This is a genomic window from Streptomyces sp. NPDC006655 (assembly GCF_040703965.1).
Lineage (GTDB): Bacteria > Actinomycetota > Actinomycetes > Streptomycetales > Streptomycetaceae > Streptomyces.
In genome coordinates this window covers 1-22,268 of record NZ_JBEYJU010000035.1, presented here as the reverse complement: position 1 = coordinate 22,268, position 22,268 = coordinate 1, and the positions used below count along the sequence as shown (strand labels likewise).

Below are 22,268 nucleotides of genomic sequence, written 5' to 3'. Positions count from 1 at the left end.
GGCGTCAGCCGGAGATGCCCACCACCAGCCAGATGAACGCCGCGCCCGCCACCGTGCACAGCAGCGTCGAACGGGCCGGGTGTTCGTGGTGGGCCTCGGGAAGGATCTCGGCGGCGGCCAGGTAGAGCAGGACGCCGCCGAAGAGGCCGAGATAGCCGCCGAGCACGGCCTCCGGGATGTGGAAGAAGATCGTGGACAGCGCGCCGACGACCGGTGCGCAGGCGTCCGCGACCAGCATGCCTATCGCCCGGCGGCGCGCGTTGCCGTACAGGCTCGTGATGGTGAACGTGTTGAAGCCGTCCGCGAAGTCGTGCGCGATCACGGCCATCGCGACCGCCGCGCCCATGCCGCCGCCCACCTGGAAGGCCGCGCCGATCGCCACGCCGTCCATGGCGCTGTGCCCGACCATCGCGCCGGCCGCCGTCAGGCCCACCTCGGGCGCCCGGTGGTGGTCGTGCTCGTCGCCGCCGTGCGCGGCCTGGCGGGCGGCGAGGGTGCGCTCCACCAGATGGGCCAGGAGGAAGCCGGCCACGAACAGGAGCAGGGCGGCCGGCACCCCGAAGATCTCGCGGCCGGCCGCGCGCAGCGCCTCCGGCAGCAGGTCGAGGCCGACCACCCCGAGCATCAGACCGCCGGCCAGGCCCAGGACCAGGTGACGACGGTCGGTCACACGCTGTGCCGTCCAGCCGCCGGCCAGCGTCATCAGGAACGCGCAGAGCGCGACGAAGACCGCCATGTGCCCTTGCTATCCGATCAACCCGCTCCAGCGCACATCCAGCAGCACCAGTAACACCTTTTGTCCAGAGAGGACCGATTTCCCATGGCCGATGCCGCCGCCTCCGCCGCTGCCGCCGGCGACGCCCCCACCGGCGACGCTCCCACCGGCAAGGTGACCTTCGTCGGTGCCGGCCCCGGCGCCGCCGATCTGCTGACGTTCCGGGCCGCGCGCGCCATCGCCGAAGCCGACGTCGTGATCTGGGCCGCCAGCCTGGTCCAGGCGGAGGTCCTCCAGCACGCGCGCGCGGACGCGGAGATCCTGGACTCCGCGACGATGTCCCTGGAGGACGCCGTCGCCGTCTACGAGCGGGCCCGTGCCGAGGGGCTGCGGGTCGCCCGGATCCACTCCGGGGACCCGGCCCTCTGGGGCGGCACCCAGGAGCAGGTCGACCGGTGTGCCGCGCTCGGCGTCGAGGTCGAGATCGTGCCGGGCGTCTCCTCCTTCTCGGCCGTGGCCGCACTGGCCCAGCGCGAGCTGACCGTTCCCGAGGTCGCGCAGTCCGTCGTGCTCACCCGGCTCGGCGGCGGCAAGACCCCGATGCCGCCGGGCGAGGAGGTACGGGAGTTCGCCCGCCACGGCACCACCATGGCGATCTTCCTGTCCGCCGCGCGCAGCGGGCAGCTGGTGCGGGAGCTGCTGGAGGGCGGCTATCCGACGTCGACACCGGTCGTCGTCGCCTACCAGGCGACCTGGCCGGAGGAGCTGGTCGTGCGGTGCACGATCGAGACGCTGGAGGAGACGGTCAAGGAGCACAAGCTCTGGAAGCACACCCTCTTCCTGGTGGGCCCGGCCCTGGCCGCCCACGGCACCCGCTCGCACCTCTACCACCCCGGCCACTTCCACGGCTTCCGCAAGGCCGACCCCGAGGCCCGGCGGGCCCTGCGCGAACGCGGGGCGAGTACGTGATCACGGTCGTCGGTACGGGGACGGGGGCGCCGCTGCCCGCGGACGTGGCGGCCGGTGCCGGGCTGGTCGTCGGCGGGCGCCGGCATCTGGACGCGGTGCGGCTGCCGGAGGGGGCCGAGCGGGTCGTGCTCGGCCCGCTGTTGCCGGCCCTCGACGCCGTGGAGCGGCACCTGGACCAGGGCAGCCGGGTGCTCGTGCTGGCCTCCGGGGACCCCGGGTTCTTCGGGGTGGTGCGGGTGCTGGCGGAGCGTTTCGGGGCGGAGCGGCTGGAGGTGCGGGCCGGGGTGTCGTCCGTGGCCGCCGCCTTCGCACGGGTGGGGCTGCCCTGGGACGACGCGGTGGTGGTGAGCGCGCACGGGCGGGAGTCACGCACGGCGGTGAACGTCTGCCGGGCGCACCCGAAGGTGGCGGTCCTGACGGGGCCGGGAGCGGGCCCGGCGGAGCTGGGCGCAGCGCTGCTGCACACCTCCGGCAGGGCGTCGGCGCCCGCTCCCGCGTCGGTGTCCGGTGAGCGGGTCCTCGTCGTCGCGTCGGCGCTCGGATCCGTGCGGGAGCGGGTGGAGTGGGTCTCGCCGGCCGAGTCCGCCGCCCGGGAGTGGGGCACCGACGTCAACGTGGTGCTGTGCCTCGACCGGACGCGGGCGCTCGGTGGTGTCCGTACGGTGGCCGGGGCGGCCGCCGGGCCCGCCGGATGGGCCCTGGCGGAGGGCGAGTTCGCGCACCGCGACTCGATGATCACCAAGTTCGAGGTGCGGGCGCTGGCCCTGGCCCGGCTCGGGCCCCGGCTCGGTGACCTGGTCTGGGACGTGGGCGCGGGCTCCGGGTCCGTGGCCGTGGAGTGCGCGCGTCTGGGCGCCGCCGCCGTCGCCGTGGAGAAGGCGGCCGACGGGGTGGCGCGGATCGCCGCCAACGCCCGGACGCACGGCGTGTACGTGGACGTGCGGCACGGCGCGGCGCCCGAGGTGCTCGACGAACTGCCCGACCCCGACGCCGTTTTCGTCGGCGGGGGCGGGGCCGAACTGCCCGCCGTCGTCACCGCGTGCGCGCTGCGGGCCCGGCGGACGGTGGTGGTCGCGATGGCCGCCCTGGACCGGGTACCGGCGGCCCGCGCGGCACTGACCGGCGCCGGGTTCTCCTGCGACGGGGTGCTGTTGCAGTCGTCGCGTCTCGCGCCGCTGCCCGGTGACGTGACCCGGCTGGCGGCCACCAACCCCGTGTTCCTGCTGTGGGGGACTCGTTCCCCCGTCCTGGAAGAATCCGACGAAGGAGTTGCTCAGTGATCGGCCTCATTTCCGCCACCGCGGCGGGGGCGGCGGCACGCGACCGGCTGGCCGCGGCATGGCCGGACCGCACGCGGGTGTACGAGGGTCCCGTGGGGGACGCCGTCCGGTCGGCGTTCGCGGAGTGCGAGCAGCTGGTGTGTTTCCTGGCCACGGGCGCGGTGGTGCGGCTGATCGCCCCGCTGCTGGGCGGGAAGGCCACCGACCCGGGAGTGGTGTGCGTCGACGAGGGCGGCCGGTTCGCCGTGTCGCTGGTCGGCGGCCACGGTGGCGGGGCGAACGAACTCGCCGCCGAGGTGGGCGAGTTGCTCTCCGCGCAGCCGGTGGTGACGACGGCCACCGACTCCGTCGGACTGGCCGGCCTGGACACCCTCGGCTTCCCGGTGGAGGGCTCGGTGGCGACCGTGTCGCGGGCCCTGCTCGACGGTGAACCGGTGGCGCTGCGCGCCGAGTCGGCGTGGCCACTGCCCCCGCTGCCGCTGGCCGCGGAGGGCGCGTACACCGTCCGGCTGACCGACCGTGCCGTGGAACCCGGCGAGCGCGAGGTGCTGTTGCGCCCGCCGTCCCTCGTCGTCGGCGTGGGCGCCTCCGCCGGGGCCCCGGCCGACGAGGTGCTCGCACTGATCGAGGGCGCCCTGCGGGACGCGGGGTTGTCCGCGCGGAGCGTCGCCGAGGTCGCCACCGTCGACGCCAAGGCCGGGGAGCCGGGGATCGTCGCGGCCGCCGCGCGGCTCGGCGTGCCCCTGGTGACGTACTCGGCCGCGGAGTTGGCGGGGGTGGCGGTGCCCAACCCCTCCGACGCGCCGCTCGCCGCCGTCGGCACCCCGTCCGTCGCCGAGGCCGCGGCACTGCTGCGCGGGGGCGAACTCCTCGTGCCCAAGCGGAAGTCGGTCCGTGCCGACGGCAGGCCCGCGATGGCGACCTGTGCCGTCGTACGGCGTCCCGCACGCGGGCGGCTCGCGGTGGTCGGGCTCGGGCCCGGCGCCCGCGATCTGCTCACCCCGCGGGCCAGGGCCGAACTGCGACGCGCCGCCGTGCTGGTCGGCCTCGACCAGTACGTCGACCAGATCCGCGACCTGCTGCGACCGGGTACCCGGATCCTGGAGTCGGGGCTCGGGGCCGAGGAGGAGCGGGCGCGCACGGCGGTCGCCGAGGCGCGGGCCGGGCACGCCGTCGCGCTGATCGGCAGCGGGGACGCGGGCGTGTACGCCATGGCCTCCCCCGCGCTCGCCGAGGCCTCCGACGACATCGACGTGATCGGGGTGCCGGGGGTCACCGCGGCGCTCGCCGCCGGGGCGGTCCTGGGTGCGCCGCTGGGCCACGACCACGTCTCGATCAGCCTGTCCGACCTGCACACCCCGTGGGAGGTCATCGAGCGGCGGGTCCGCGCGGCGGCCGAGGCGGACCTCGTGGTGACGTTCTACAACCCGCGCTCCAGGGGCCGTGACTGGCAGCTGCCCAAGGCGCTGGCGATCCTCGCCGGGCACCGGGCCCCGACGACGCCGGTCGGTGTCGTGCGCAACGCCTCGCGCCCCGACGAGTCGAGCAGGCTGACCACCCTGGGCTCCGTCGACCCGGCGTGGGTCGACATGATGACGGTCGTGACCGTGGGCAACACGGCGACCCGGAACATCGCCGGGCGTATGGTCACCCCGCGCGGCTACCGCTGGCAGGAAGGCTCCCCGGAGGAGGCCCCGTGAACCGAGTCGTCCACCCCATCGAGCAGGAGTCCTACCGGCGGCTGCGGGCCCGCCTGGACACCTCGCACTTCCCGCCGCTGACCCGGGCGGTCGTCGAGCGGGTCGTCCACTCCGCCGCCGACCTGGAGTACGCGGCCGACCTGGTGACCGACGAGGCCGACCTGGTGAAGGCGCACGCGGCGCTGCACGCCGGGGCGCCGGTCGTCGTGGACGTCGAGATGGTCGCCGCCGGGATCACCCGCCGGGAGACCGTGTGCCGGCTGCGCGACGCCGAGGCCGGCCCCGGGCTGACCCGTTCGGCGCACGCGATCCGGCTCGCCTACGAGCAGGTCGGGCCCGGCGCCCTGTGGGTGATCGGCAACGCGCCGACCGCCCTGGAGGAGCTGCTGACGCTGGACGCCGCCCCTGCGCTCGTCATCGGGCTGCCCGTCGGTTTCGTCGGCGCGACCGAGTCCAAGGCGGCGTTGCGCGCCAGCGGACTGCCCGCCGTCAGCAACGTGTCCGAGAAGGGCGGCTCGGCGGTCGCCGCCGCCGCACTCAACGCCCTGCTGTACCACCCCACTTCCGAGGAGACCCTGTGACCACCCCGCCCGCCCTGCTCATCGCCGGCCATGGCACCCGGGACGACGCCGGAGCCGAGGCGTTCCGTGCCTTCGTTCGGGAGCTGGGCCGCCGCCACCCCGAACTGCCCGTCGCCGGCGGCTTCATCGAACTGTCCCCGCCGCCGCTCGGTGACGCCGTCACCGAGTTGGTGGAGCAGGGGGTACGACGGTTCGCCGCCGTACCGCTGATGCTGGTCTCCGCCGGCCACGCCAAGGGTGACATCCCGGCCGCGCTGGCCCGGGAGAAGGAGCGGCACCCGGGGATCTCCTACACGTACGGGCGCCCGCTGGGCCCGCACCCCTCGCTGCTGGCCGTGCTGGAGCGGCGCCTGGACGAGGCGTTGGGCGGTGCCGCGCGGACCGCCGAGGACCGCGCCGACGTGACCGTGCTGCTGGTGGGCCGGGGTTCCACCGACCCCGACGCCAACGCCGAGGTGCACAAGGCGGCCCGGCTGCTGTGGGAGGGGCGCGGCTACGCCGGGGTCGAGACCGCGTTCGTGTCGCTGGCCGCGCCGGACGTGCCCAGCGGGCTCGACCGGTGCCTGAAACTGGGGGCGCGGCGGATCGTGGTCCTGCCGTACTTCCTGTTCACCGGGATCCTGCCGGACCGGGTGCGGCAGCAGACCGAGGGGTGGGCGGACGCGCACCCGCAGGTCGAGGTGCGTTCCGCGGACGTCATCGGGCCCGAGCCCGAGCTGCTCGACCTGGTGATGGAACGGTACCGGGAGGCGGTCGGGGGTGATCTGCGGATGAACTGCGACTCGTGCGTGTACCGGATCGCGCTGCCCGGTTTCGAGGACAAGGTGGGCCTGCCGCAGCAGCCGCACTTCCACCCGGACGACGAGGGCCACCCGCACGGCCACGGGCACCACCATCACCATGACGGGCATGCCCATGCACACTGAGGACGGTTCCGGCGGCGGCCACGACCTGCGGCACCACGGCGACGCGGAGGTCCGGGACGACGGTTCCGCCCTCGTCGACCTCGCGGTCAACGTGCGCAGCGGCACTCCCCCGGTCTGGCTGCGGGAGCGGATCGCGGGGTCGCTGGGCGCGCTCGCGGCGTATCCCGACGGGCGGCGGGCGCGGGCGGCGGTGGCGGGGCGGCACGGGCTGCCGGTGGAGCGGGTGCTGCTGACTGCGGGTGCGGCGGAGGCGTTCGTGCTGCTCGCGCGGGCGCTGAAGGTGCGCCGGCCGGTGGTGGTGCATCCGCAGTTCACCGAGCCGGAGGCGGCGCTGCGGGACGCCGGGCACACCGTGGACCGGGTGCTGCTGCGGGAGGCGGACGGCTTCCGGCTGGATCCGGCGGCGGTGCCCGAGGACGCCGACCTGGTGCTGATCGGCAACCCGACCAACCCCACGTCGGTGCTGCATCCGGCCGAGGCGATCGTGCGACTCGCCCGGCCCGGACGGACGTTGGTGGTCGACGAGGCGTTCATGGACGCGGTGCCCGGTGAGCGCGAGGCGCTGGCCGGGCGGACCGACGTGCACGGTCTCGTGGTGCTGCGGAGTCTGACGAAGACCTGGGGACTGGCCGGGCTGCGGATCGGCTACGTGCTGGCCGCACCGGAGATCATCGGCGAGTTGGCGCGGGTCCAGCCGTTGTGGCCGGTGTCGACGCCCGCGCTGACGGCGGCCGAGGCGTGTGTGGCGCCGCGGGCGCTGGCGGAGGCGGCGCACGCGGCGCACCGGATCGCCGCGGACCGCGCCCATCTGGTCGCGGGACTCGCGGAGTTCGCACCGGAGGGGGTACGGGTGGTGGCGCCTGCCGAGGGGCCGTTCGTGCTGGTGCGGATGGCGGGCGCGGCCGCCGTGCGGCGGCACCTGCGGGCGCTCGGTTATGCGGTGCGACGGGGGGACACGTTTCCGGGGCTGGGCGAGGAATGGGTGCGGATCGCCGTGCGGGACCGGGGAGTGGTGAACCGGTTCCTACAGGCCTTCGATCAGGCGCTGGTCTTGATACGCGCCTGAGGCCGCGCCCGCGGGGCGGCAGCCGCACGTCGGCTGCCGCCCCGCACCCCTGAGAGGGCGCTATCGGCGTCGTAGGTGCAACGTCACCGCTCCGCCTCCGGCCACGAGGAGCGCCAGCGCCCCTCCCGCCAGGTACGGTGTCACCGAACTGCCGCCCGTCTCCGCCAGCTTCGTCCTCGGCGCCGGGGCGCTCTGGGGCCTGATGTCGGTCACGGGGCTCGGCGGGTCGGCGGCGTCGGCGGGGTCGGCGGCGTCGGCGGGGTCGGCCGGGGGCTTCGGCGTCTCGCAGGTCACCTTCGCCAGGGTCAGGGTGCCCTTCACGTCGGCCACGTTGAGCCGTAGCGGGTTGACGGAGACCGTGAGTTCGAGGGCGCTCGCCGCCGCCCGGCCCGACGCCGTCACGGCCTTGGCGAAGTCCAGGCGGACCTCGCCGACGCCGGGGACCTTGACGTCGGTGGGGCCGGTCGCGCTCAGCGTCACGCGCTTGCCGAGGACGGTGACGGCACCGAGCACGTTCGACGTGGCCTGCGGGCGCCTGCCGCTCTCGCAGGTCGCCCGGGACGTCACGGCGTCCAGGTCGACGAGGGACAGCAGGGGCAGGCCCGGCAGGTGCAGCCGGGCGTGGGTGAGGTGGACGGAGGCCTCGGCCCGGCCGTCGGAGACGGTCGCCCGCGCGGAGGCCACGTCCGCGCCGAGGACGTCGAACGGCTTGCCGCCGTCCACTCCGTCGAGCGTGGCGGTCAGCGCGGTCCGGTCGGCGCTCCGCGGTGCCTGCACCTCGTTCAGGGCGACCGCGAGCGGGACGTTCGCGGTCCTGCCGAGGAGGGAGACGTCGAGGCCGGTGCGCAGGACGGCCGCGCTCGCGTGGCCTCGGCCGGTGGTGGCGTGTGCGGCGCCCGCGCCGGCCAGGGCCGCGGGACCGGCGGCCAGGGCCGTGGCCGCCGCGACGGTCGCGAGACGGCGTGCGGGCATACGGAAGCGGTCACTGTTCAAGGTGGTGGGACCCCCAGAGGGAACGTGCTCGGGACCCGCCAAGAATTACGCAGTACGGGTGAACCGTCCGCGATCCGAATGGAGTTCACCCAAACGCGAGTCTCCCGTGAACGTTTTCGAATCAACGGACCGGAAGGTGCCCCGGCCTCACCGGCTTACCTCTCCCGCCTGCGAGTGGCTACGATCGGGTCCTGCTGCATGCGTCTTACGGGGGAACGCCATGCCGAAGAAGTTCAAGGTCTTCGTGAGCTGGTCCGGGGTGCCCGCACAGAAGTGCGCCCTGCTGCTGCGCGACAAGCTGCCTCACTTCAACCACCTCGTCGAACCGTTCGTGTCGTCGGAGGACATCGCCAAGGGCGACCGCGGATACGACGCGATCGCCGCGCAGTTGCGGGACTCCCAGTTCGGCATCGTGTGTGTCACGCCGGAGAACCGCACCGAACCGTGGATCCACTTCGAGGCCGGCGCGCTCTCCCTCGAAGTGGGCAAGCCGAAGCTCGCCCCGCTCCTTCTGCTCGGGACCACGGTGGCGGATCTGGTGGGCACCCCGCTCACCCAGTTCCAGGCCACGTCGGCGGAGAGCGAGGAGGATGTGCTCAGCCTGATCAAGACCATCAACAAGCTGTGTGATCCACCGGCCGACGAGAAACGCCTGGAAGACCTTTTCGGCAAGTACTGGCCGGAGCTGAGGGACGGCCTCGAGGAGATCGCGCAGAGGGCGAAGAAGGAGCAGCAGACCGTGCCTGCTCCGCGGCCCTCCGCCGAGGAGGTCCAGGACCAGATGCTCTCCCTCCTGCGCAACCAGGTCGACCGCATCACCGCGTTGGAACGCACGGTGGACGGTCTGCGGGCCGAGCAGTCGAGACAGCACGCGAAGGTCCTCTTCGACGGCCTGTTCGCCGCTCCGGAGCAGCCCGAGACCCGCCCGGAACCGGGATCCGGGAGCTGACCCGGTGGCCCGCCCGAGCGAGCGCCTGCGGACGTTGTTCGGCACGCGACACGGACTCGCTCTGCTGGGGCGTACCTGTGCCGTCCAGTTCGGTGTGCTGGCCGGTACCGCCCAACTCGTGCTGGCCTTCTGGCCCGACCTCGCCCTGGTCCGCTGGCCCGCCTTTCTCGGGATCGCGGCGCTCGCGTTCGCGGCGGCGATCGTGCTCGCCCGGCCCAGGGACAGGGTCAGCCGCGACTTCACCCATCCCGACTTCACCGTGACCGTCGAGGTGGGCGACCTGTTCGACCGCACGTGTCACCTGGTCGTCGGCTTCACGGACACGTTCGACACCGACACCGCCGACGAGGCCCTGGTCGCCCGCCGCAGCGTCCAGGGACAGTTCCTGCACCGGGTGCACTCAGGGGACGTCGCTCTGCTGGACGCCCTGCTGGAGGACGCCCTCGCGCAGGTTTCCCCGGTGGGCCGGGAGACACGGGAGACGAAGCGGATCGGGAAACTGGTGCGCTATCCCGTGGGTACGGTCGCCGTCCTCAAGGACTCGCAACGCAGCTACTTCTGCGCTGCCTACGGGCGGTTGAACAACGACCTGGCCACCAGTTGCAGCACGGAGCAGCTCTGGAGCGGCCTCGCGCAGCTGTGGGAGACGATCCGCCTGCACGGGTACCGCGATGAGGTCGCCATGCCCATCACCGGGTCGGATCTCGCACGCATCAACAACATGGACCACGCGAGCCTGCTGAAGATGATCCTGCTGTCTTTCGTGGCGCACGCCCGGGCGCGGGGGGTGTGCCGGTCTTTGACCGTGGTGGTGCATCCCCGGGACTACTACCGTATTGACATGCTCGAACTCGGGGTCTTCCTGCGGTCGTTGTGAGACGACGGCAGCGTAGGAGGAGGAGGCGGGAGCGGATGCGTGGGACGCCGGCGGACCGGTCTGGCCCGTACTTCTTTCTGAGCTACGCCCGTACTCCGTCCTGGGGCTCCGAGGGCGGCGACCCCGACCACTGGGTGCATCTGCTGTATCGGGATCTCTGCGAGCACATCATGGCCCTCACCGACCTCCCCGCCGGATCGCAGGTGGGCTTCATGGACCGGACGCTGCGGGTCGGGGAAAGCTGGTCCGAGACGCTCAGCAGGAGCCTCGCCACCTGCCGGGTCTTCGTGCCGCTGCTCTCGCCGCGCTACTTCTCCAACGAGATGTGCGGACGTGAGTGGTACGCGTTCAACGAGCGCGTCGTGCGGGCGACGGCGGCCGGTGCCCGCGAACCGCTCGGGATCGTCCCGGCGCTGTGGACCCGCGTCGACTTCGAGCAGCTCCCCGACTCCGCCCGGCACCTGCACCTCGACTTCTCCTCGTTCAACCAGCGCTACGAGAACAACGGGCTGTACGGTCTGATCAAACTCAGCCGGCTGCGGGACGACTACGAAGAGGCCGTCTTCGAACTGTCCGAGCGGATCGTCCGGGTGGCCCGTGCGAGCCGGCTTCCCCCGTCCGCACCACCGGTGTTCGAGGATCTACCGAGCGCTTTCGACCGGCACCGCGAGCTCCGGCCCCTGAGCATCGTGGTCGCCGCAGCCCGGCAGGACCAGCTGCCCGACGGCCGCGACGGGGGAGCCTACGGCGCGCGGGAAGTCGACTGGAACCCCTACCATCCGTTCACCACTCGGCCGTTGGCGATGTTCGCGGAGGAGCTGAACCGCCTCCTCGGACTCCATGTCGAGGTGTACTCCCTGGACGAGGCCCTCGACCGGTCGAGCGGTTTCAGTCCGTCCCGCGGCCCCACTCTGCTGCTGGTGGATCCCTGGGCTCTGCTGGACCCGGAGCTGAGCGCCAAGCTGTCGTGGTTCGACAAGCGGGCCACCCCATGGACCCGGGTGATGATCCCCTGGAACCGCCAGGATCCTGACGCCCTTGCCCCGGGGGCGCCCGATCCCGCCCGGCTGGAGAACGTGATTCCGCAGCTCATCCGGTTCACCCGGGCGGTGTCCAGGGCATCCGTCTCCGGGGTCGGCAGCCAGGAGTCGTTCCCCGACGCGCTCAGCCTGCTCGTCCGGCACGCCTACGCGGAGTTCGCCCGGCACGTCGCCGTCTCCGCTCCGCCCGCGCGGCCTCGTCCCAGGCTCACGGCTCCCCTCGTCTCCCCGGAGGACTCCGGTGACAGAGAACCGTGACGGGAGGATCATCACCTTCTACTCGTACAAGGGCGGCGTCGGACGGACCATGGCGCTGGCCAACGTGGCTTGGATCCTGGCTGCCAACGGCCACCGTGTGCTGGCCGTGGACTGGGACCTGGAGACGCCGGGCGGACTGCCCCGTTACTTCAAGCCCTTCCTTCCCCCGGGGGCGCTCGGCACGACCCCGGGCCTGATCGACCTGTTCGCGGACTTCGCGGACGCGGCACGCCGCCGGGGACTGCCCGACGAGGGCTTCTACCGGCGGCAGGCCGACGTCGAGCACGCCGTGTCCGTCAAATGGGCCTTCCCCGGCCCTGGCTGGCTGAACTGTCTCCCGGCGGGCCGGCAGGACCGCAACTACCACGCGACACTCCAGTCGTTCCGCTGGAACGAACTCGACGGCCGCTTCCTGAAGGCGCTGCGGGAACGCTGGCAACGCGACTACGACTTCGTGCTGATCGACAGCCGGTCCGGCATGGGCAGCGCGGTCGACATCTGCATCCGCGAGCTGCCGGACACCCTCGTCAGCTGCTTCACCCTCAACGACCAGAGCATCGACGGCGCGGCGCTGACCGCGCAGCACGTGCTGGGGAAGCCGGGGAGCCGGGAGATCCGCATCCTGCCCGTGCCGATGCGGGTCAACACGGCACGTAGAGCGGCCTTCGCGGCGGGCCAAGCGATGGCCAGGGCACGCTTCGCGGGCCTGCCACACGGGCTGTCCGCGGACGCCGCCCACCGCTACTGGCAGGAGAACCGCATCCCCCATCGCACGGGCTACGAGCACGAGGAGGTGCTGGCCACCTTCAAGGACCCACCCGGTGAGACGGACAGCCTGCTGTCGGCTTACGAGAGACTGACCGCGGCGATCACCGGAGGGCGGGTGACGCGGCTGCCCGAGCTCGACGAGAGCCTGCGCAAGTACCATCTCGGGGCGTTCCGGCGTCCGTTGGCTCCCGAGACGACACCGCTCGTGCTGCTCTCGGCGCCCCAGGACCGGATGTGGGCAGACTGGGTGCGGCACGTGCTGACGCAGGCCGGTTTCCAGGTGGCCCCCTCGGCCTTCGACGCCGGCCGGCAGGAGGGCGCCGCCCCACGCACGGTGATCTTGCTGTCGTCGGCGTTCCTGGGCTCCCCGCGCTCCGGCGCGGACTGGCCCTCCGCCGAGGGTGGGCCCCCACCCGTGCTGCTGCGCATCGACGACTCGGCGGCGCCGACACCGCCGTTCGCGCGGCTCGCCCCCGTCGAACTCACCGGGCTCGACGAGGAACAGGCACGGACGGCCGTGCTGCGCTCCGTCGACGCCAGGGATTGCGCCTTCACGGCCGATACCGCTCCCGGTTTCCCGAACCATCTGCCGGCGGTCCGTGAGGCGCCGCCGCGCAACCCGCGCTTCCTCGGACGGGACGTCCTGCTGGACACCGTGCACGACGCCCTGGGTGTCAGCCGCCGGGTGGCCGTGCGCGCCACGGGGATGGGGATGGGCCGCCGTCAGCTGGCCGTCGAGTACGTGCACCGGTTCCGTGCGGACTACGACCTGGTGTGGTGGGTGCGCGGGGTGGAGCGCCGACTCGCGACGCAGTCACTGGCCCGGCTGGCTACGGCTCTGGGGCTGGCGCCGCAGGACAGTGCCGAGGACAGCGCCACCGAGGCGCTGTCCCGCCTTCAGGACGGGCAACCGTACGCCCGCTGGCTCCTGGTGTACGACGACGCCGCCGACCCGGAGGAACTGGCCGGACTGCTGCCGTCGGAACCGGGCCGGGTGCTGCTCACGGTGCGTGACGCCGCTTGGGAAAACCGGGCCCACACCGTGCTGCTGGACCACATCGCGCCGATCAGACGGGTGGAACTGCTGCGGGGCCGGGCGCCGGGACTGAGCGCCCTCGCGGCCACCGACCTCGCCAGGACTCTCGGCGAGCTGCCTCCACTCGCCCTCGACCAGGTCGGCGCGTGGCTGGCGGCGACCGGCGGCACGGTGGACGAGTGCCTCGGCGAACTGGGCCCCGCCGAGCCGGCCCCCGGTTCGGGTGTCCCGAGGGCGGTGGCGGCCCAGGCGCCGACGAGGATGGCACAGGCCGCTCTGCGAAAGAGATCGCCCGCCGCCTGCCGTCTGCTCCAGCTGTGCTGCTGTTTCTGGCCCCTGCAACTGTCGTTGGAGACCGTGTGCGGCGCCGAGGCCCTCGCCGTGCTGCGCCGGCACGACCCCGCGCTGCGGGCTCGGTCCCAGCTCGAAGGCCTCGTCGCCGACCTGGAGCGGTTCTGTCTGGCGGAGGTCGACCGCCTCGGGAAGGACACACTCAGAGTTCACCGGCTCGTACAGACCGTCGTGCTCGCGGACCTCGGTCCGGAGGAGCAGGAGTCAGCCCGGCGCGACCTGCACAGTCTCCTGCACTCGGCAGTCGCCTGACCCCCGCTCAGGCGACCGCCGCCCCGTTCAGCACCACCCGCCGGGGGGACGCCAGGACGCGTACGTCGGCGCGCGGGTCGCTCTCGTACACCACCAGGTCCGCCGGGGCGCCCTCCTCCAGTCCGGGCCTGCCGAGCCAGGCGCGGGCCGCCCAGCTGGTGGCGGCGAGCGCGTCGAGGGGCGGGATGCCGGCGGTGACCAGTTCGGCGACCTCGTCGGCGACCAGGCCGTGGGCGAGGCTGCCGCCGGCGTCCGTGCCGACGTACACCGGGATGCCGGCGTCGTAGGCGCCGCGCACGGTGTCGTAGCGGCGCTCGTGGAGCCGGCGCATATGGGCCGACCAGCGCGGGAACTTCTCGTCGCCGCCGGCCGCGAGACGCGGGAAGGTCGCGATGTTGACGAGGGTCGGGACGATCGCGACGCCCCGTGCGGCGAACAGGGGGATGAGGTCCTCCGTCAGACCCGTCGCGTGCTCGACGCAGTCGATGCCGGCCTCGACCAGGTCCTGGAGGGAGTCCTCGGCGAAGCAGTGCGCGGTGACCCGGGCGCCGAGCCGGTGGGCCTCGGCGATGGCCGCCTCGACCGCGTCGCGGGGCCAGCTGGGGGCGAGGTCGCCGAGGTCGCGGTCGATCCAGTCGCCGACCAGCTTGACCCAGCCGTCGCCGCGCCGGGCCTCCTGGGCGACGTACGCGACCAGGTCGGCCGGTTCGATCTCGTGGGCGAAGTTCCTTATGTAGCGGCGGGTGCGCGCGATGTGCCGGCCGGCCCGGATGATCTTCGGGAGGTCGTCGCGGTCGTCGACCCAGCGGGTGTCGGAGGGCGACCCGGCGTCCCGGATGAGGAGGGTGCCGGCCTCGCGGTCAGTGCGGGCCTGCTTCTCGGCGGTCGCCGCGTCGACCGGGCCGTGCGGTCCGAGGCCGACATGGCAGTGGGCGTCGACGAGGCCGGGGAGCGCCCAGCCCGTGACGGTCCGGATGTCACGGGCGCCGGCGGGGCGGTCGTAGGAGACCCGGCCGCCCACCACCCACAGTTCGTCGCGGACGTCCTCGGGCCCCGCGAGGACCCGGCCCTTCACGTGCAGCACCGCCTGATCGCTCATGGGGGTCAGCCTAGGACGACGGGGAGCCCCTCATCGATACGGCCCAGCAGCCGGCCCCCGCCCGCCCGGGGCCGGACTAGTCCGGGGTCTCCTCCTCCACCTGGGCCATGGCCGGGTCGAGCAGCCGCGACAGGAAGTGGCGGGTGCGGGCGTGGGTCGGGTCGCCGATGACCTGGCCGGGGGTACCGTCCTCGACGATCACTCCGCCGTCCATGAAGACGACCCGGTCGGCGACCTCGCGGGCGAAGGTCATCTCGTGGGTGACGACCATCATCGTCATGCCCTCGTCCGCGAGCATCCGCATCACCGCGAGGACGTCGCCGACCAGTTCCGGGTCGAGTGCCGAGGTGGGCTCGTCGAAGAGCATCACCTCCGGGCCCATCGACAGCGAGCGGGCGATGGCCACGCGCTGCTGCTGGCCGCCGGAGAGGGAGGCCGGGTAGGCGTCGGCCTTCTCGGACAGGCCGACCCGTGCGAGGTTCTCGGCGGCGACGCGCGCGGCCTGCGCCTTGTCGCGGCGGAGCACCCTGCGCTGCGGCAGCGTGAGGTTCTCGGTGACGGTGAGGTGCGGGAAGAGGTTGAACTGCTGGAAGACCATGCCGATCCGGCGGCGCACGGCGTCGATGTCGACGTCGGGGTCGGTCAGTTCGGTGCCGCCGACGAACACCTTGCCCCGGGTGGGCTCTTCGAGGAGGTTGACGCACCGGAGCAGGGTCGACTTGCCGGAGCCGGACGGGCCGATCACGCACACGACCTCGCCCCGGCCGATCTCCAGGTCGATGCCGCGCAGCACCTCGTTGTCGCCGAAGGACTTGTGCAGGCCCTTCACCTCGATCTCGGGTCGGCTCATCGCACGGCCTCCTGGGCCTTGGCCTCCATGCGGCGCACGACGAAGCCGAGCGGGATCGTGACCAGCAGGTAGCACAGGCCGGCCACGAGGATGGGCGTGGAGTTGGCGGTCGTACTGGCCAGGTCGCGGCCGTACTTGGACAGTTCGCGCTCCTCCAGGGTGACGCCGAGGAAGAGGACCAGGGAGGAGTCCTTGAAGAGCAGCACCAGTTCGTTGGTCAGGGGCGGCAGGATGATCCGGAACGCCTGCGGGACGACGATCGAGACCATGGCGCGGGCGGGTGAGAAGCCGAGCGAACGGGCCGCCTCCAGCTGGCCCTTGGGAACCGCCTGGATGCCCGCGCGGATGGTCTCCGCCATGTAGGCGGCGGCGACCAGGCCGAGGGCGAGGGCCACCTTGCCGTAGGTGCCGCCGATGATCTCCGTGCCGGGGAAGGCGAGCGGGACGGCGACCCCGATGAAGATGAAGATCAGCAGGGCGGGCAGACCGCGGAAGATCTCGATGTAGAGACCGGCCAGCCAGCGGTAGGGACCCACCGAGGACAGCCGCATCAGCGCGATCACCATGCCGAGGGTGAGTCCGACGACGAAGCCGGACACCGTGTAGAGCACGGTGTTCTTCAGCGCGAGCGTGATGACGTCCGGGAACATCTGCCGGGCGATGTCCCACTGGGCGAACTGGTTCTGGAGCCGTCCCCAGTCGGCGCCGACCGCGAAGGCGATCACGGCGGCGACGAAGACGACGTACTGCGCCCCGCGCGACAGGCTGCGCTTCTGCCGCCGGCTCAGGCCCTTGCGGCGAGGCTGGAGTTCGGTGTCGGCGGCGGTCATGAGGCGGCGGGTGACGCGGCCTTCGCGTCGTACGGGCCGATCCACTTCTCGTACAGCTTCTTGTACGTGCCGTCGGCCTTGGCGTCGGAGATCGCCTTGTTGACGGCCGCGAGCAGCTTGGTGTTGCCCTTCTTCACCGTGAAGCCGTACTGCTCGCCGGTGTTGATGTTGCCCGCGAGCCGGAAGGCGTCCGCGTTGGCCTTGTCCTTGAGCCAGCCCTGGACCACCGGGTAGTCGATGATGACGGCCTTGACCTGGCCGGTGCGCAGTCCGTTGAGGACCGCGTCGGAGGACTCGAAGGAGACCGGGTCGAAGCCCTGCTTCCTGGCGTAGTCCTCACCGGTGGTCTGCGCCTGGGCACCCAGCCTGGCCCCCTTGGCCTTGGCGTCGGCGAGCGAGGTGATGCCGCTGTTCTTGGCGACGAGGAGGGCCTGGGTGGCGTCGAAGTAGGGGTCGGAGAAGTCGACGTTCTTCTTGCGCTCGGCGGTGATGGTCATGCCGGCCGCGGCCAGGTCGCACTGGCCGGAGTTGAGGAAGGCGCCGGTCTTGAAGTTCTCGAACGGGGTGTCGAGGATCTGCTGCTTCACGCCGAGGTCCTTGGCGACCAGGTCGACCATCGACACGTCGAAGCCCTGCACCTTGCCGTTGATCTCCGACTGGAACGGCGGGTAGGGCAGGTGGGTGCAGGTGGTGAGCTGACCGGCCTTGACGAGTTCGACGCCGCCCGCGGCGGTCCTGGAGGCGCTGGAGCCGTTGCCGCTCGACGTGCAGCCGGCCACGAGGGCCAGCCCGGCCGCGGCGGTGGCGGCGGCCAGGGCGCGAGCCCGGCGGCGCCCGAGGAGCGTGGTCACGGGACCTCCTGTGAGTCTGTGTTGGAGCTGTGCATTCCGGTTCTGCGACTTCCGATTATAAGGAGATGTTTGGTTCTCTCAAATCAATCTGCTGGTAACGACCCCGTTCACCCTCAGAAGTCGCCGGTCAAAGGCGGTCGACAGCTGCCCGTTACGCTCGTGGTGATCTGTCCCTCCGTGAGCGAAGAGAGCACCGCCGTGACCCACCCCTTCCTCGACCTGCCCCCGCTGAGCGCCGCGCACTTCGCCGCGATCGAGGACCGGGTGGCCCGGCTGATGGATACCCGCCAGGACGTCGTGATCATGCAGGGCGAGGCGCTGCTGCCGCTGGAGGGCGCGATCAGGTCGACGGCCGGTCCGGACACCACCGCACTGAACGTGGTCACCGGCCCCTACGGTCAGACCTTCGGGAACTGGCTGCGGGACTGCGGCGCGACCGTGATCGACCTGGCGGTGCCGTTCCACACGGCGGTGACGGCCGAGGAGATCCGGTCGGCGTTCGCCGCGCACCCGGAGATCGACTTCGTCTCCCTGGTGCACGCGGAGGCGGCGACCGGCAACACCAACCCGGTCGCCGAGATCGGTGAGGCGGTACGGGAGCAAGGCGCCCTCTTCTACCTGGACGCGGTGGCCTCGGTCGGGGCCGAACCGGTGCTGCCGGACGCCTGGGGTGTGGACCTGTGCGTGATCGGCGCGCAGAAGGCGATGGGCGGCCCGGCCGGCGTGTCGGCGGTGTCGGTGAGCGAGCGGGCCTGGGCCCGGATGGCGGCGAACCCGCGGGCCCCGCGCCACTCCTACCTCTCGCTCCTCGACTGGAAGGAGCGCTGGATCGACGGCGGCCGCAGGGTGCTGCCGCACGCTCCGGCGCAGCTGGAGATGCTGGCGCTGGAGGCGTGCGTGGAGCGGATCGAGGCGGACGGCCCAGCAACCGTGATGGCCCGGCACCGCAGGGCGGCGCTGGCGACGCGGGCCGGCGCGGTGGCGCTCGGCGGCGGCCTGGAGCCGTACGTGTACGAGGAGGCCGACGCGGCGCCGGTGGCGACGACCCTGCGGGTGCCGCCGGGCGTGGTGGCCTCGGAACTGGTCGCGGGTGCCCTGGCGGGCGACGGCACGCTGCCGCTGGCCGCGGGCGGGGGCGCGCTGGCCGGGGAGATGATCCGGGTCAACCACTACGGGACGGACGCGACGGTCGGCGCCGTCCAGTCGAGCCTGGCGGCGATCGGGGCGGGCCTGGCGAAGCAGGGGCTGCCGGTGGACCTGGAGGGGGCTCGGCAGTCGGTGGAGTCCGTCTGGGTTACCGGGTCCTGAATTCAAGGCAATTCCGAATTACTTTTTCATGGATGGCTTATCTGAGTTCTTCTGCCCGATTTTTGCGGAGCTAAACGAGGGAAATTTCGTCCGGGTTTCAACCCTGTGACACACTCCACAAAACAGAGCGATATGCCCGTTTTGCGGTGGGACATATACGGACATCGGGGCGCGGCAAGGCGGGGCGATCGGCCCCCCTGCCGTGCATTTTTGCATTTGCCTCGCTAAATTCAATCCGCATGACTGCCCCACAAGCAGACCTGATCGTCGACCGCCCTTCGGTGACCGACGGCGCCGCTCTCTGGCGTATAGCCAAGGATTCCGGAAACCTCGATCTGAACTCCTCGTACAGCTATCTGCTGTGGTGCCGGGACTTCGCCGACACCTCCGCGGTGGCCCGCGGCGCGGACGGCGAGCCCGTCGGGTTCGTGACCGGATACCGCCGTCCGGACCGCCCGGACACCCTCCTCGTCTGGCAGGTGGCCGTCGACGCCGCGCAGCGCGGGCGCGGGATCGCGGCACGGCTGCTGGACGGCCTCACGGCGCAGGTGGCCGCACAGCGCCCGCTCAGCGCCATGGAGACCACGATCACCCCCGGCAACACGGCCTCCGAGCGGCTGTTCACGTCGTACGCCGCCCGGCACGGCGCCACCGTCGAGCGCACGGTGCTGTTCGAGGCCGGCGAGTTCCCCGACGGTCCGCACGACCCCGAAGTCCTGTACCGCATAGGCCCCTTGACCCCCACATCGCACTGAGGAGCCCTCGTGACCATCACCCAGCCTGATCTCAGCGTCTTCGAGACCCTGGAGTCCGAGGTCCGCAGCTACTGCCGCAGCTGGCCGACCGTGTTCGACCGGGCCCGGGGCAGCCGCATGTACGACGAGGACGGACGCGAGTACCTCGACTTCTTCGCCGGCGCCGGTTCACTCAACTACGGCCACAACAACCCCGTGCTGAAACGGGCGTTGCTCGACTATCTGGAACGGGACGGGGTCACCCACGGCCTCGACATGTCGACCACGGCCAAGCGGTCGTTCCTGAAGACCTTCCAGGACCTGGTGCTGCGCCCGCGCGACCTGCCGTACAAGGTCATGTTCCCCGGGCCGACGGGCACCAACGCCGTGGAGTCGGCGCTGAAACTCGCCCGCAAGGTGAAGGGGCGCGAGGCTATCGTGTCGTTCACCAACGCCTTCCACGGGATGTCCCTCGGGTCGCTCGCCGTCACCGGCAACGCCTTCAAGCGGGCCGGGGCGGGCGTTCCGCTGGTGCACGGCACGCCGATGCCGTTCGACAACTACTTCGACGGGACCGTGCCGGACTTCCTGTGGTTCGAGCGGCTCCTGGAGGACCAGGGGTCCGGGCTCAACAAGCCCGCCGCGGTGATCGTGGAGACCGTGCAGGGCGAGGGCGGCATCAACGTGGCCCGGCCCGAGTGGCTGCGCGCCCTCAAGGAGCTGTGCGAGCGGCAGGACATGCTGCTGATCGTCGACGACATCCAGATGGGCTGCGGCCGCACCGGCGCCTTCTTCTCCTTCGAGGAGTCCGGCATCGTCCCCGACATCGTCACCGTCTCGAAGTCGATCAGCGGGTACGGACTGCCCATGTCGCTGTGCCTGTTCAAGCCCGAGCTGGACGTGTGGGAGCCGGGCGAGCACAACGGCACCTTCCGCGGCAACAACCCCGCCTTCGTCACCGCGACCGCCACCCTGGAGTCCTACTGGACCGACGGTTCGGCGATGGAGAAGCAGACCCGGACCAAGGGCGAGCAGGTCGAGCAGGGGCTCATCGCCATCGTCGAGGAGAACCTCGCCGACGTGCGGGAGTACCGGGGCCGGGGACTGGTGTGGGGCCTGGAGTTCCACGACAAGGAGCGCGCCGGGCGGGTCGCCAAGCGCGCCTTCGAACTCGGGCTGCTCATCGAGACGTCGGGCCCGGAGAGCGAGGTCGTCAAGCTGCTGCCCGCCCTGACCATCACGCCGGAGGAACTGGACGAGGGGCTCAGCATCCTCGCCCGGGCCGTCCGGGAAACCGTCTGACCAGGATCAAGCAAGGAGGCTGTACAGCACCGTGATCGTCCGATCGTTCAAGGAAATCGAAGGCACCGACCGCCACGTGAGGTCCGCGTCGGGGACCTGGGAGAGCAAACGCATCGTCCTGGCCAAGGAGCGGGTCGGCTTCTCGCTGCACGAGACGATCCTGTACGCGGGCACGGAGACGTCGATGTGGTACGCCAACCACATCGAGGCCGTCGTCTGCGTCGAGGGCGAGGCCGAGCTGACCGACCGCGAGACCGGGACGTCGTACACGATCACGCCCGGCACCATGTACCTCCTCGACGGGCACGAGCGGCACACGCTGCGCGTCAAGGAGGACTTCCGCTGCATCTGCGTGTTCAACCCGCCGGTCACCGGCCGGGAGGACCACGACGAGAACGGCGTCTATCCCCTGCTGACGGAGGAGGGCTGACCATGACCACGACCACGACCGCAATCACCGACCTGTACCCGACCCGTGGCCCGGTCGAGGTCTCCGTGCCCCGCAAGGACCCCGTCGTCTGGTCGGCGCCCGGTGCGGCCGGACCGTTCGCCACCGGCGACCTGGAGGCCTTCGAGCGGGACGGCTTCCTCGCCGTGGACCAGCTGCTCGCGGACGACGAGGTCGCCGGGTACCGGCGCGAGCTGGAGCGGCTCGTCACCGACCCGGCGATCCGCGAGGACGACCGCTCCATCGTGGAGCCGAAGTCCAAGGAGATCCGCTCCGTCTTCGAGGTGCACCGGATCAGCGAGGTCTTCGCCAACCTGGTGCACGACGAGCGGGTGGTCGGCCGGGCCCGGCAGATCCTCGGCTCGGACGTGTACGTCCACCAGTCGCGGATCAACGTCAAGCCGGGGTTCGGGGCCAGCGGCTTCTACTGGCACTCGGACTTCGAGACCTGGCACGCCGAGGACGGCCTGCCGAACATGCGCACGGTGTCCGTCTCGATCGCCCTGACCGAGAACTACGACACCAACGGCGGCCTGATGATCATGCCGGGCTCGCACCGCACGTTCCTGGGCTGTGCCGGCGCCACGCCGAAGGACAACTACAAGAAGTCGCTGCAGATGCAGGACGCGGGCACGCCCTCGGACGAGGCGCTGACCGAGATGGCCTCGCAGTACGGCATCAAGCTGTTCACCGGCCGGGCCGGTTCGGCGACCTGGTTCGACTGCAACTGCATGCACGGCTCCGGCGACAACATCACGCCGTTCCCGCGCAGCAACGTCTTCATCGTGTTCAACAGCGTGGAGAACGCGGCGGTGGAGCCGTTCGCGGCCCCGGTGCGACGTCCCGAGTTCATCGGCGCACGGGACTTCACGCCGATCCGCTGAGCACGGGAGACCGACCAGTCCGCCGACCGGCCCGCCCGCCGCGCAGCGGCAGTCCGACACAGCATCGGCGCACGGGACTTCACGCCGATCCGCTGAGCACGGGAGGCCGACCAGTCCGCCGACCGGCCCGCCCGCCGCGCAGCGGCAGTCCGACACAGCATCGGCGCACGGGACTTCACGCCGATCCGCTGAGCACGGGAG

Annotated in this window: 21 protein-coding genes; 15 read left to right on the top strand and 6 right to left on the bottom strand. The window is 71.9% G+C overall.

All coding sequences use genetic code 11. The annotated features are described in order from the left end of the window. Window positions 1–4: 4 nt before the first annotated feature. A complete protein-coding gene (locus tag AB0958_RS21375) occupies window positions 5–736 on the bottom strand; it encodes a ZIP family metal transporter (protein WP_366892029.1) in 732 nt (243 codons plus the stop codon). Window positions 737–820: 84 nt separating this feature from the next. On the opposite strand from AB0958_RS21375, the gene cobM reads away from it, so the two are divergent. The 6 genes from cobM to cobC are packed head-to-tail and all read left to right on the top strand — an operon-like array spanning window position 821 to window position 7,237. Then, window positions 821–1,684, top strand: coding sequence for a precorrin-4 C(11)-methyltransferase (gene cobM, locus AB0958_RS21370; protein WP_366892028.1), 864 nt, complete (start codon window positions 821–823; stop codon window positions 1,682–1,684). Beyond that, window positions 1,681–2,964 carry a precorrin-6y C5,15-methyltransferase (decarboxylating) subunit CbiE gene (gene cbiE / locus AB0958_RS21365; RefSeq protein ID WP_366892027.1) on the top strand — a complete coding sequence of 428 codons (1,284 nt, stop codon included), beginning with the start codon at window positions 1,681–1,683 and terminating at the stop codon, window positions 2,962–2,964. The genes cobM and cbiE overlap by 4 nt, the downstream gene beginning before the upstream one ends. Next, the gene (gene cobJ, locus AB0958_RS21360; protein WP_366892026.1) at window positions 2,961–4,664 is read left to right on the top strand and encodes a precorrin-3B C(17)-methyltransferase; all 1,704 of its coding nucleotides are present in this window, start codon (window positions 2,961–2,963) and stop codon (window positions 4,662–4,664) included. Before cbiE ends, cobJ begins: the two co-directional genes overlap by 4 nt. Next, on the top strand, window positions 4,661–5,245 hold the full coding sequence (locus tag AB0958_RS21355) for a precorrin-8X methylmutase (RefSeq protein ID WP_366892025.1): 585 nt from the start codon (window positions 4,661–4,663) through the stop codon (window positions 5,243–5,245). The genes cobJ and AB0958_RS21355 overlap by 4 nt, the downstream gene beginning before the upstream one ends. After that, window positions 5,242–6,171 carry a sirohydrochlorin chelatase gene (locus tag AB0958_RS21350; protein WP_366892024.1) on the top strand — a complete coding sequence of 310 codons (930 nt, stop codon included), beginning with the start codon at window positions 5,242–5,244 and terminating at the stop codon, window positions 6,169–6,171. The genes AB0958_RS21355 and AB0958_RS21350 overlap by 4 nt, the downstream gene beginning before the upstream one ends. After that, entirely contained in the window at window positions 6,161–7,237 is a 1,077-nt protein-coding gene (cobC, locus tag AB0958_RS21345) for an Rv2231c family pyridoxal phosphate-dependent protein CobC (RefSeq protein ID WP_366892083.1), read from the top strand. Before AB0958_RS21350 ends, cobC begins: the two co-directional genes overlap by 11 nt. A gap of 60 nt (window positions 7,238–7,297) precedes the next feature. Here the strand turns inward: cobC and AB0958_RS21340 are convergent, their stop codons facing one another. After that, on the bottom strand, window positions 7,298–8,230 hold the full coding sequence (locus AB0958_RS21340; RefSeq protein ID WP_366892023.1) for an SCO1860 family LAETG-anchored protein: 933 nt from the start codon (window positions 8,228–8,230) through the stop codon (window positions 7,298–7,300). Between the two features lie 220 nt (window positions 8,231–8,450). Between AB0958_RS21340 and AB0958_RS21335 the strand changes: the two genes are divergently transcribed. The 4 genes from AB0958_RS21335 to AB0958_RS21320 are packed head-to-tail and all read left to right on the top strand — an operon-like array spanning window position 8,451 to window position 13,761. Beyond that, entirely contained in the window at window positions 8,451–9,179 is a 729-nt protein-coding gene (locus AB0958_RS21335; protein WP_366892022.1) for a hypothetical protein, read from the top strand. 4 nt (window positions 9,180–9,183) lie between these two features. Further along, window positions 9,184–10,056, top strand: a complete 873-nt coding sequence (locus AB0958_RS21330) for a macro domain-containing protein (protein ID WP_366892021.1) — start codon at window positions 9,184–9,186, stop codon at window positions 10,054–10,056. Between the two features lie 35 nt (window positions 10,057–10,091). Next, window positions 10,092–11,354, top strand: a complete 1,263-nt coding sequence (locus tag AB0958_RS21325; protein ID WP_366892020.1) for a TIR-like protein FxsC — start codon at window positions 10,092–10,094, stop codon at window positions 11,352–11,354. Continuing rightward, the gene (locus AB0958_RS21320; protein ID WP_366892019.1) at window positions 11,338–13,761 is read left to right on the top strand and encodes an AAA family ATPase; all 2,424 of its coding nucleotides are present in this window, start codon (window positions 11,338–11,340) and stop codon (window positions 13,759–13,761) included. Before AB0958_RS21325 ends, AB0958_RS21320 begins: the two co-directional genes overlap by 17 nt. 7 nt (window positions 13,762–13,768) lie before the next feature. Here AB0958_RS21320 and AB0958_RS21315 read toward each other — a convergent pair whose 3' ends face one another. From AB0958_RS21315 to AB0958_RS21300, 4 genes are all read right to left on the bottom strand, one after another. Then, entirely contained in the window at window positions 13,769–14,860 is a 1,092-nt protein-coding gene (locus tag AB0958_RS21315; protein ID WP_366892018.1) for an amidohydrolase family protein, read from the bottom strand. A gap of 76 nt (window positions 14,861–14,936) precedes the next feature. Next, window positions 14,937–15,710 carry an amino acid ABC transporter ATP-binding protein gene (locus AB0958_RS21310; protein WP_366892017.1) on the bottom strand — a complete coding sequence of 258 codons (774 nt, stop codon included), beginning with the start codon at window positions 15,708–15,710 and terminating at the stop codon, window positions 14,937–14,939. Further along, window positions 15,707–16,540, bottom strand: a complete 834-nt coding sequence (locus AB0958_RS21305) for an amino acid ABC transporter permease (RefSeq protein ID WP_366892016.1) — start codon at window positions 16,538–16,540, stop codon at window positions 15,707–15,709. Before AB0958_RS21305 ends, AB0958_RS21310 begins: the two co-directional genes overlap by 4 nt. Further along, window positions 16,537–17,391, bottom strand: coding sequence for an ABC transporter substrate-binding protein (locus tag AB0958_RS21300; protein ID WP_366892015.1), 855 nt, complete (start codon window positions 17,389–17,391; stop codon window positions 16,537–16,539). Before AB0958_RS21300 ends, AB0958_RS21305 begins: the two co-directional genes overlap by 4 nt. Before the next feature lie 198 nt (window positions 17,392–17,589). Here AB0958_RS21300 and AB0958_RS21295 point away from each other — a divergent pair, with 198 nt between their 5' ends. The 5 genes from AB0958_RS21295 to thpD all read left to right on the top strand — a co-directional run bounded on the left by AB0958_RS21295 (window position 17,590) and on the right by thpD (window position 22,067). Continuing rightward, window positions 17,590–18,699, top strand: coding sequence for an aminotransferase class V-fold PLP-dependent enzyme (locus AB0958_RS21295; RefSeq protein ID WP_366892082.1), 1,110 nt, complete (start codon window positions 17,590–17,592; stop codon window positions 18,697–18,699). Window positions 18,700–18,938: 239 nt separating this feature from the next. Continuing rightward, a complete protein-coding gene (ectA, locus tag AB0958_RS21290; protein ID WP_366892014.1) occupies window positions 18,939–19,454 on the top strand; it encodes a diaminobutyrate acetyltransferase in 516 nt (171 codons plus the stop codon). A gap of 9 nt (window positions 19,455–19,463) precedes the next feature. Further along, window positions 19,464–20,735 carry a diaminobutyrate--2-oxoglutarate transaminase gene (gene ectB, locus AB0958_RS21285; RefSeq protein ID WP_366892013.1) on the top strand — a complete coding sequence of 424 codons (1,272 nt, stop codon included), beginning with the start codon at window positions 19,464–19,466 and terminating at the stop codon, window positions 20,733–20,735. A 31-nt stretch (window positions 20,736–20,766) separates the two neighbouring features. Beyond that, complete coding sequence (locus AB0958_RS21280; protein WP_132886047.1) at window positions 20,767–21,165, top strand: ectoine synthase; 399 nt, start codon at window positions 20,767–20,769, stop codon at window positions 21,163–21,165. A 2-nt stretch (window positions 21,166–21,167) separates the two neighbouring features. Next, window positions 21,168–22,067 carry an ectoine hydroxylase gene (gene thpD / locus AB0958_RS21275; RefSeq protein ID WP_366892012.1) on the top strand — a complete coding sequence of 300 codons (900 nt, stop codon included), beginning with the start codon at window positions 21,168–21,170 and terminating at the stop codon, window positions 22,065–22,067. Window positions 22,068–22,268: the final 201 nt, after the last annotated feature.

Bases quoted from the DNA above. Each gene is read 5' to 3' on its own strand.
- AB0958_RS21375 (WP_366892029.1), bottom strand. From the start codon at position 736: ATGGCGGTCTTCGTCGCGCTCTGCGCGTTCCTGATGACGCTGGCCGGC.
- cobM (WP_366892028.1), top strand. From the start codon at position 821: ATGGCCGATGCCGCCGCCTCCGCCGCTGCCGCCGGCGACGCCCCCACC.
- cobC (WP_366892083.1), top strand. From the start codon at position 6,161: ATGCACACTGAGGACGGTTCCGGCGGCGGCCACGACCTGCGGCACCAC.
- AB0958_RS21335 (WP_366892022.1), top strand. From the start codon at position 8,451: ATGCCGAAGAAGTTCAAGGTCTTCGTGAGCTGGTCCGGGGTGCCCGCA.
- AB0958_RS21325 (WP_366892020.1), top strand. From the start codon at position 10,092: ATGCGTGGGACGCCGGCGGACCGGTCTGGCCCGTACTTCTTTCTGAGC.
- AB0958_RS21315 (WP_366892018.1), bottom strand. From the start codon at position 14,860: ATGAGCGATCAGGCGGTGCTGCACGTGAAGGGCCGGGTCCTCGCGGGG.
- AB0958_RS21310 (WP_366892017.1), bottom strand. From the start codon at position 15,710: ATGAGCCGACCCGAGATCGAGGTGAAGGGCCTGCACAAGTCCTTCGGC.
- AB0958_RS21305 (WP_366892016.1), bottom strand. From the start codon at position 16,540: ATGACCGCCGCCGACACCGAACTCCAGCCTCGCCGCAAGGGCCTGAGC.
- ectA (WP_366892014.1), top strand. From the start codon at position 18,939: ATGACTGCCCCACAAGCAGACCTGATCGTCGACCGCCCTTCGGTGACC.
- thpD (WP_366892012.1), top strand. From the start codon at position 21,168: ATGACCACGACCACGACCGCAATCACCGACCTGTACCCGACCCGTGGC.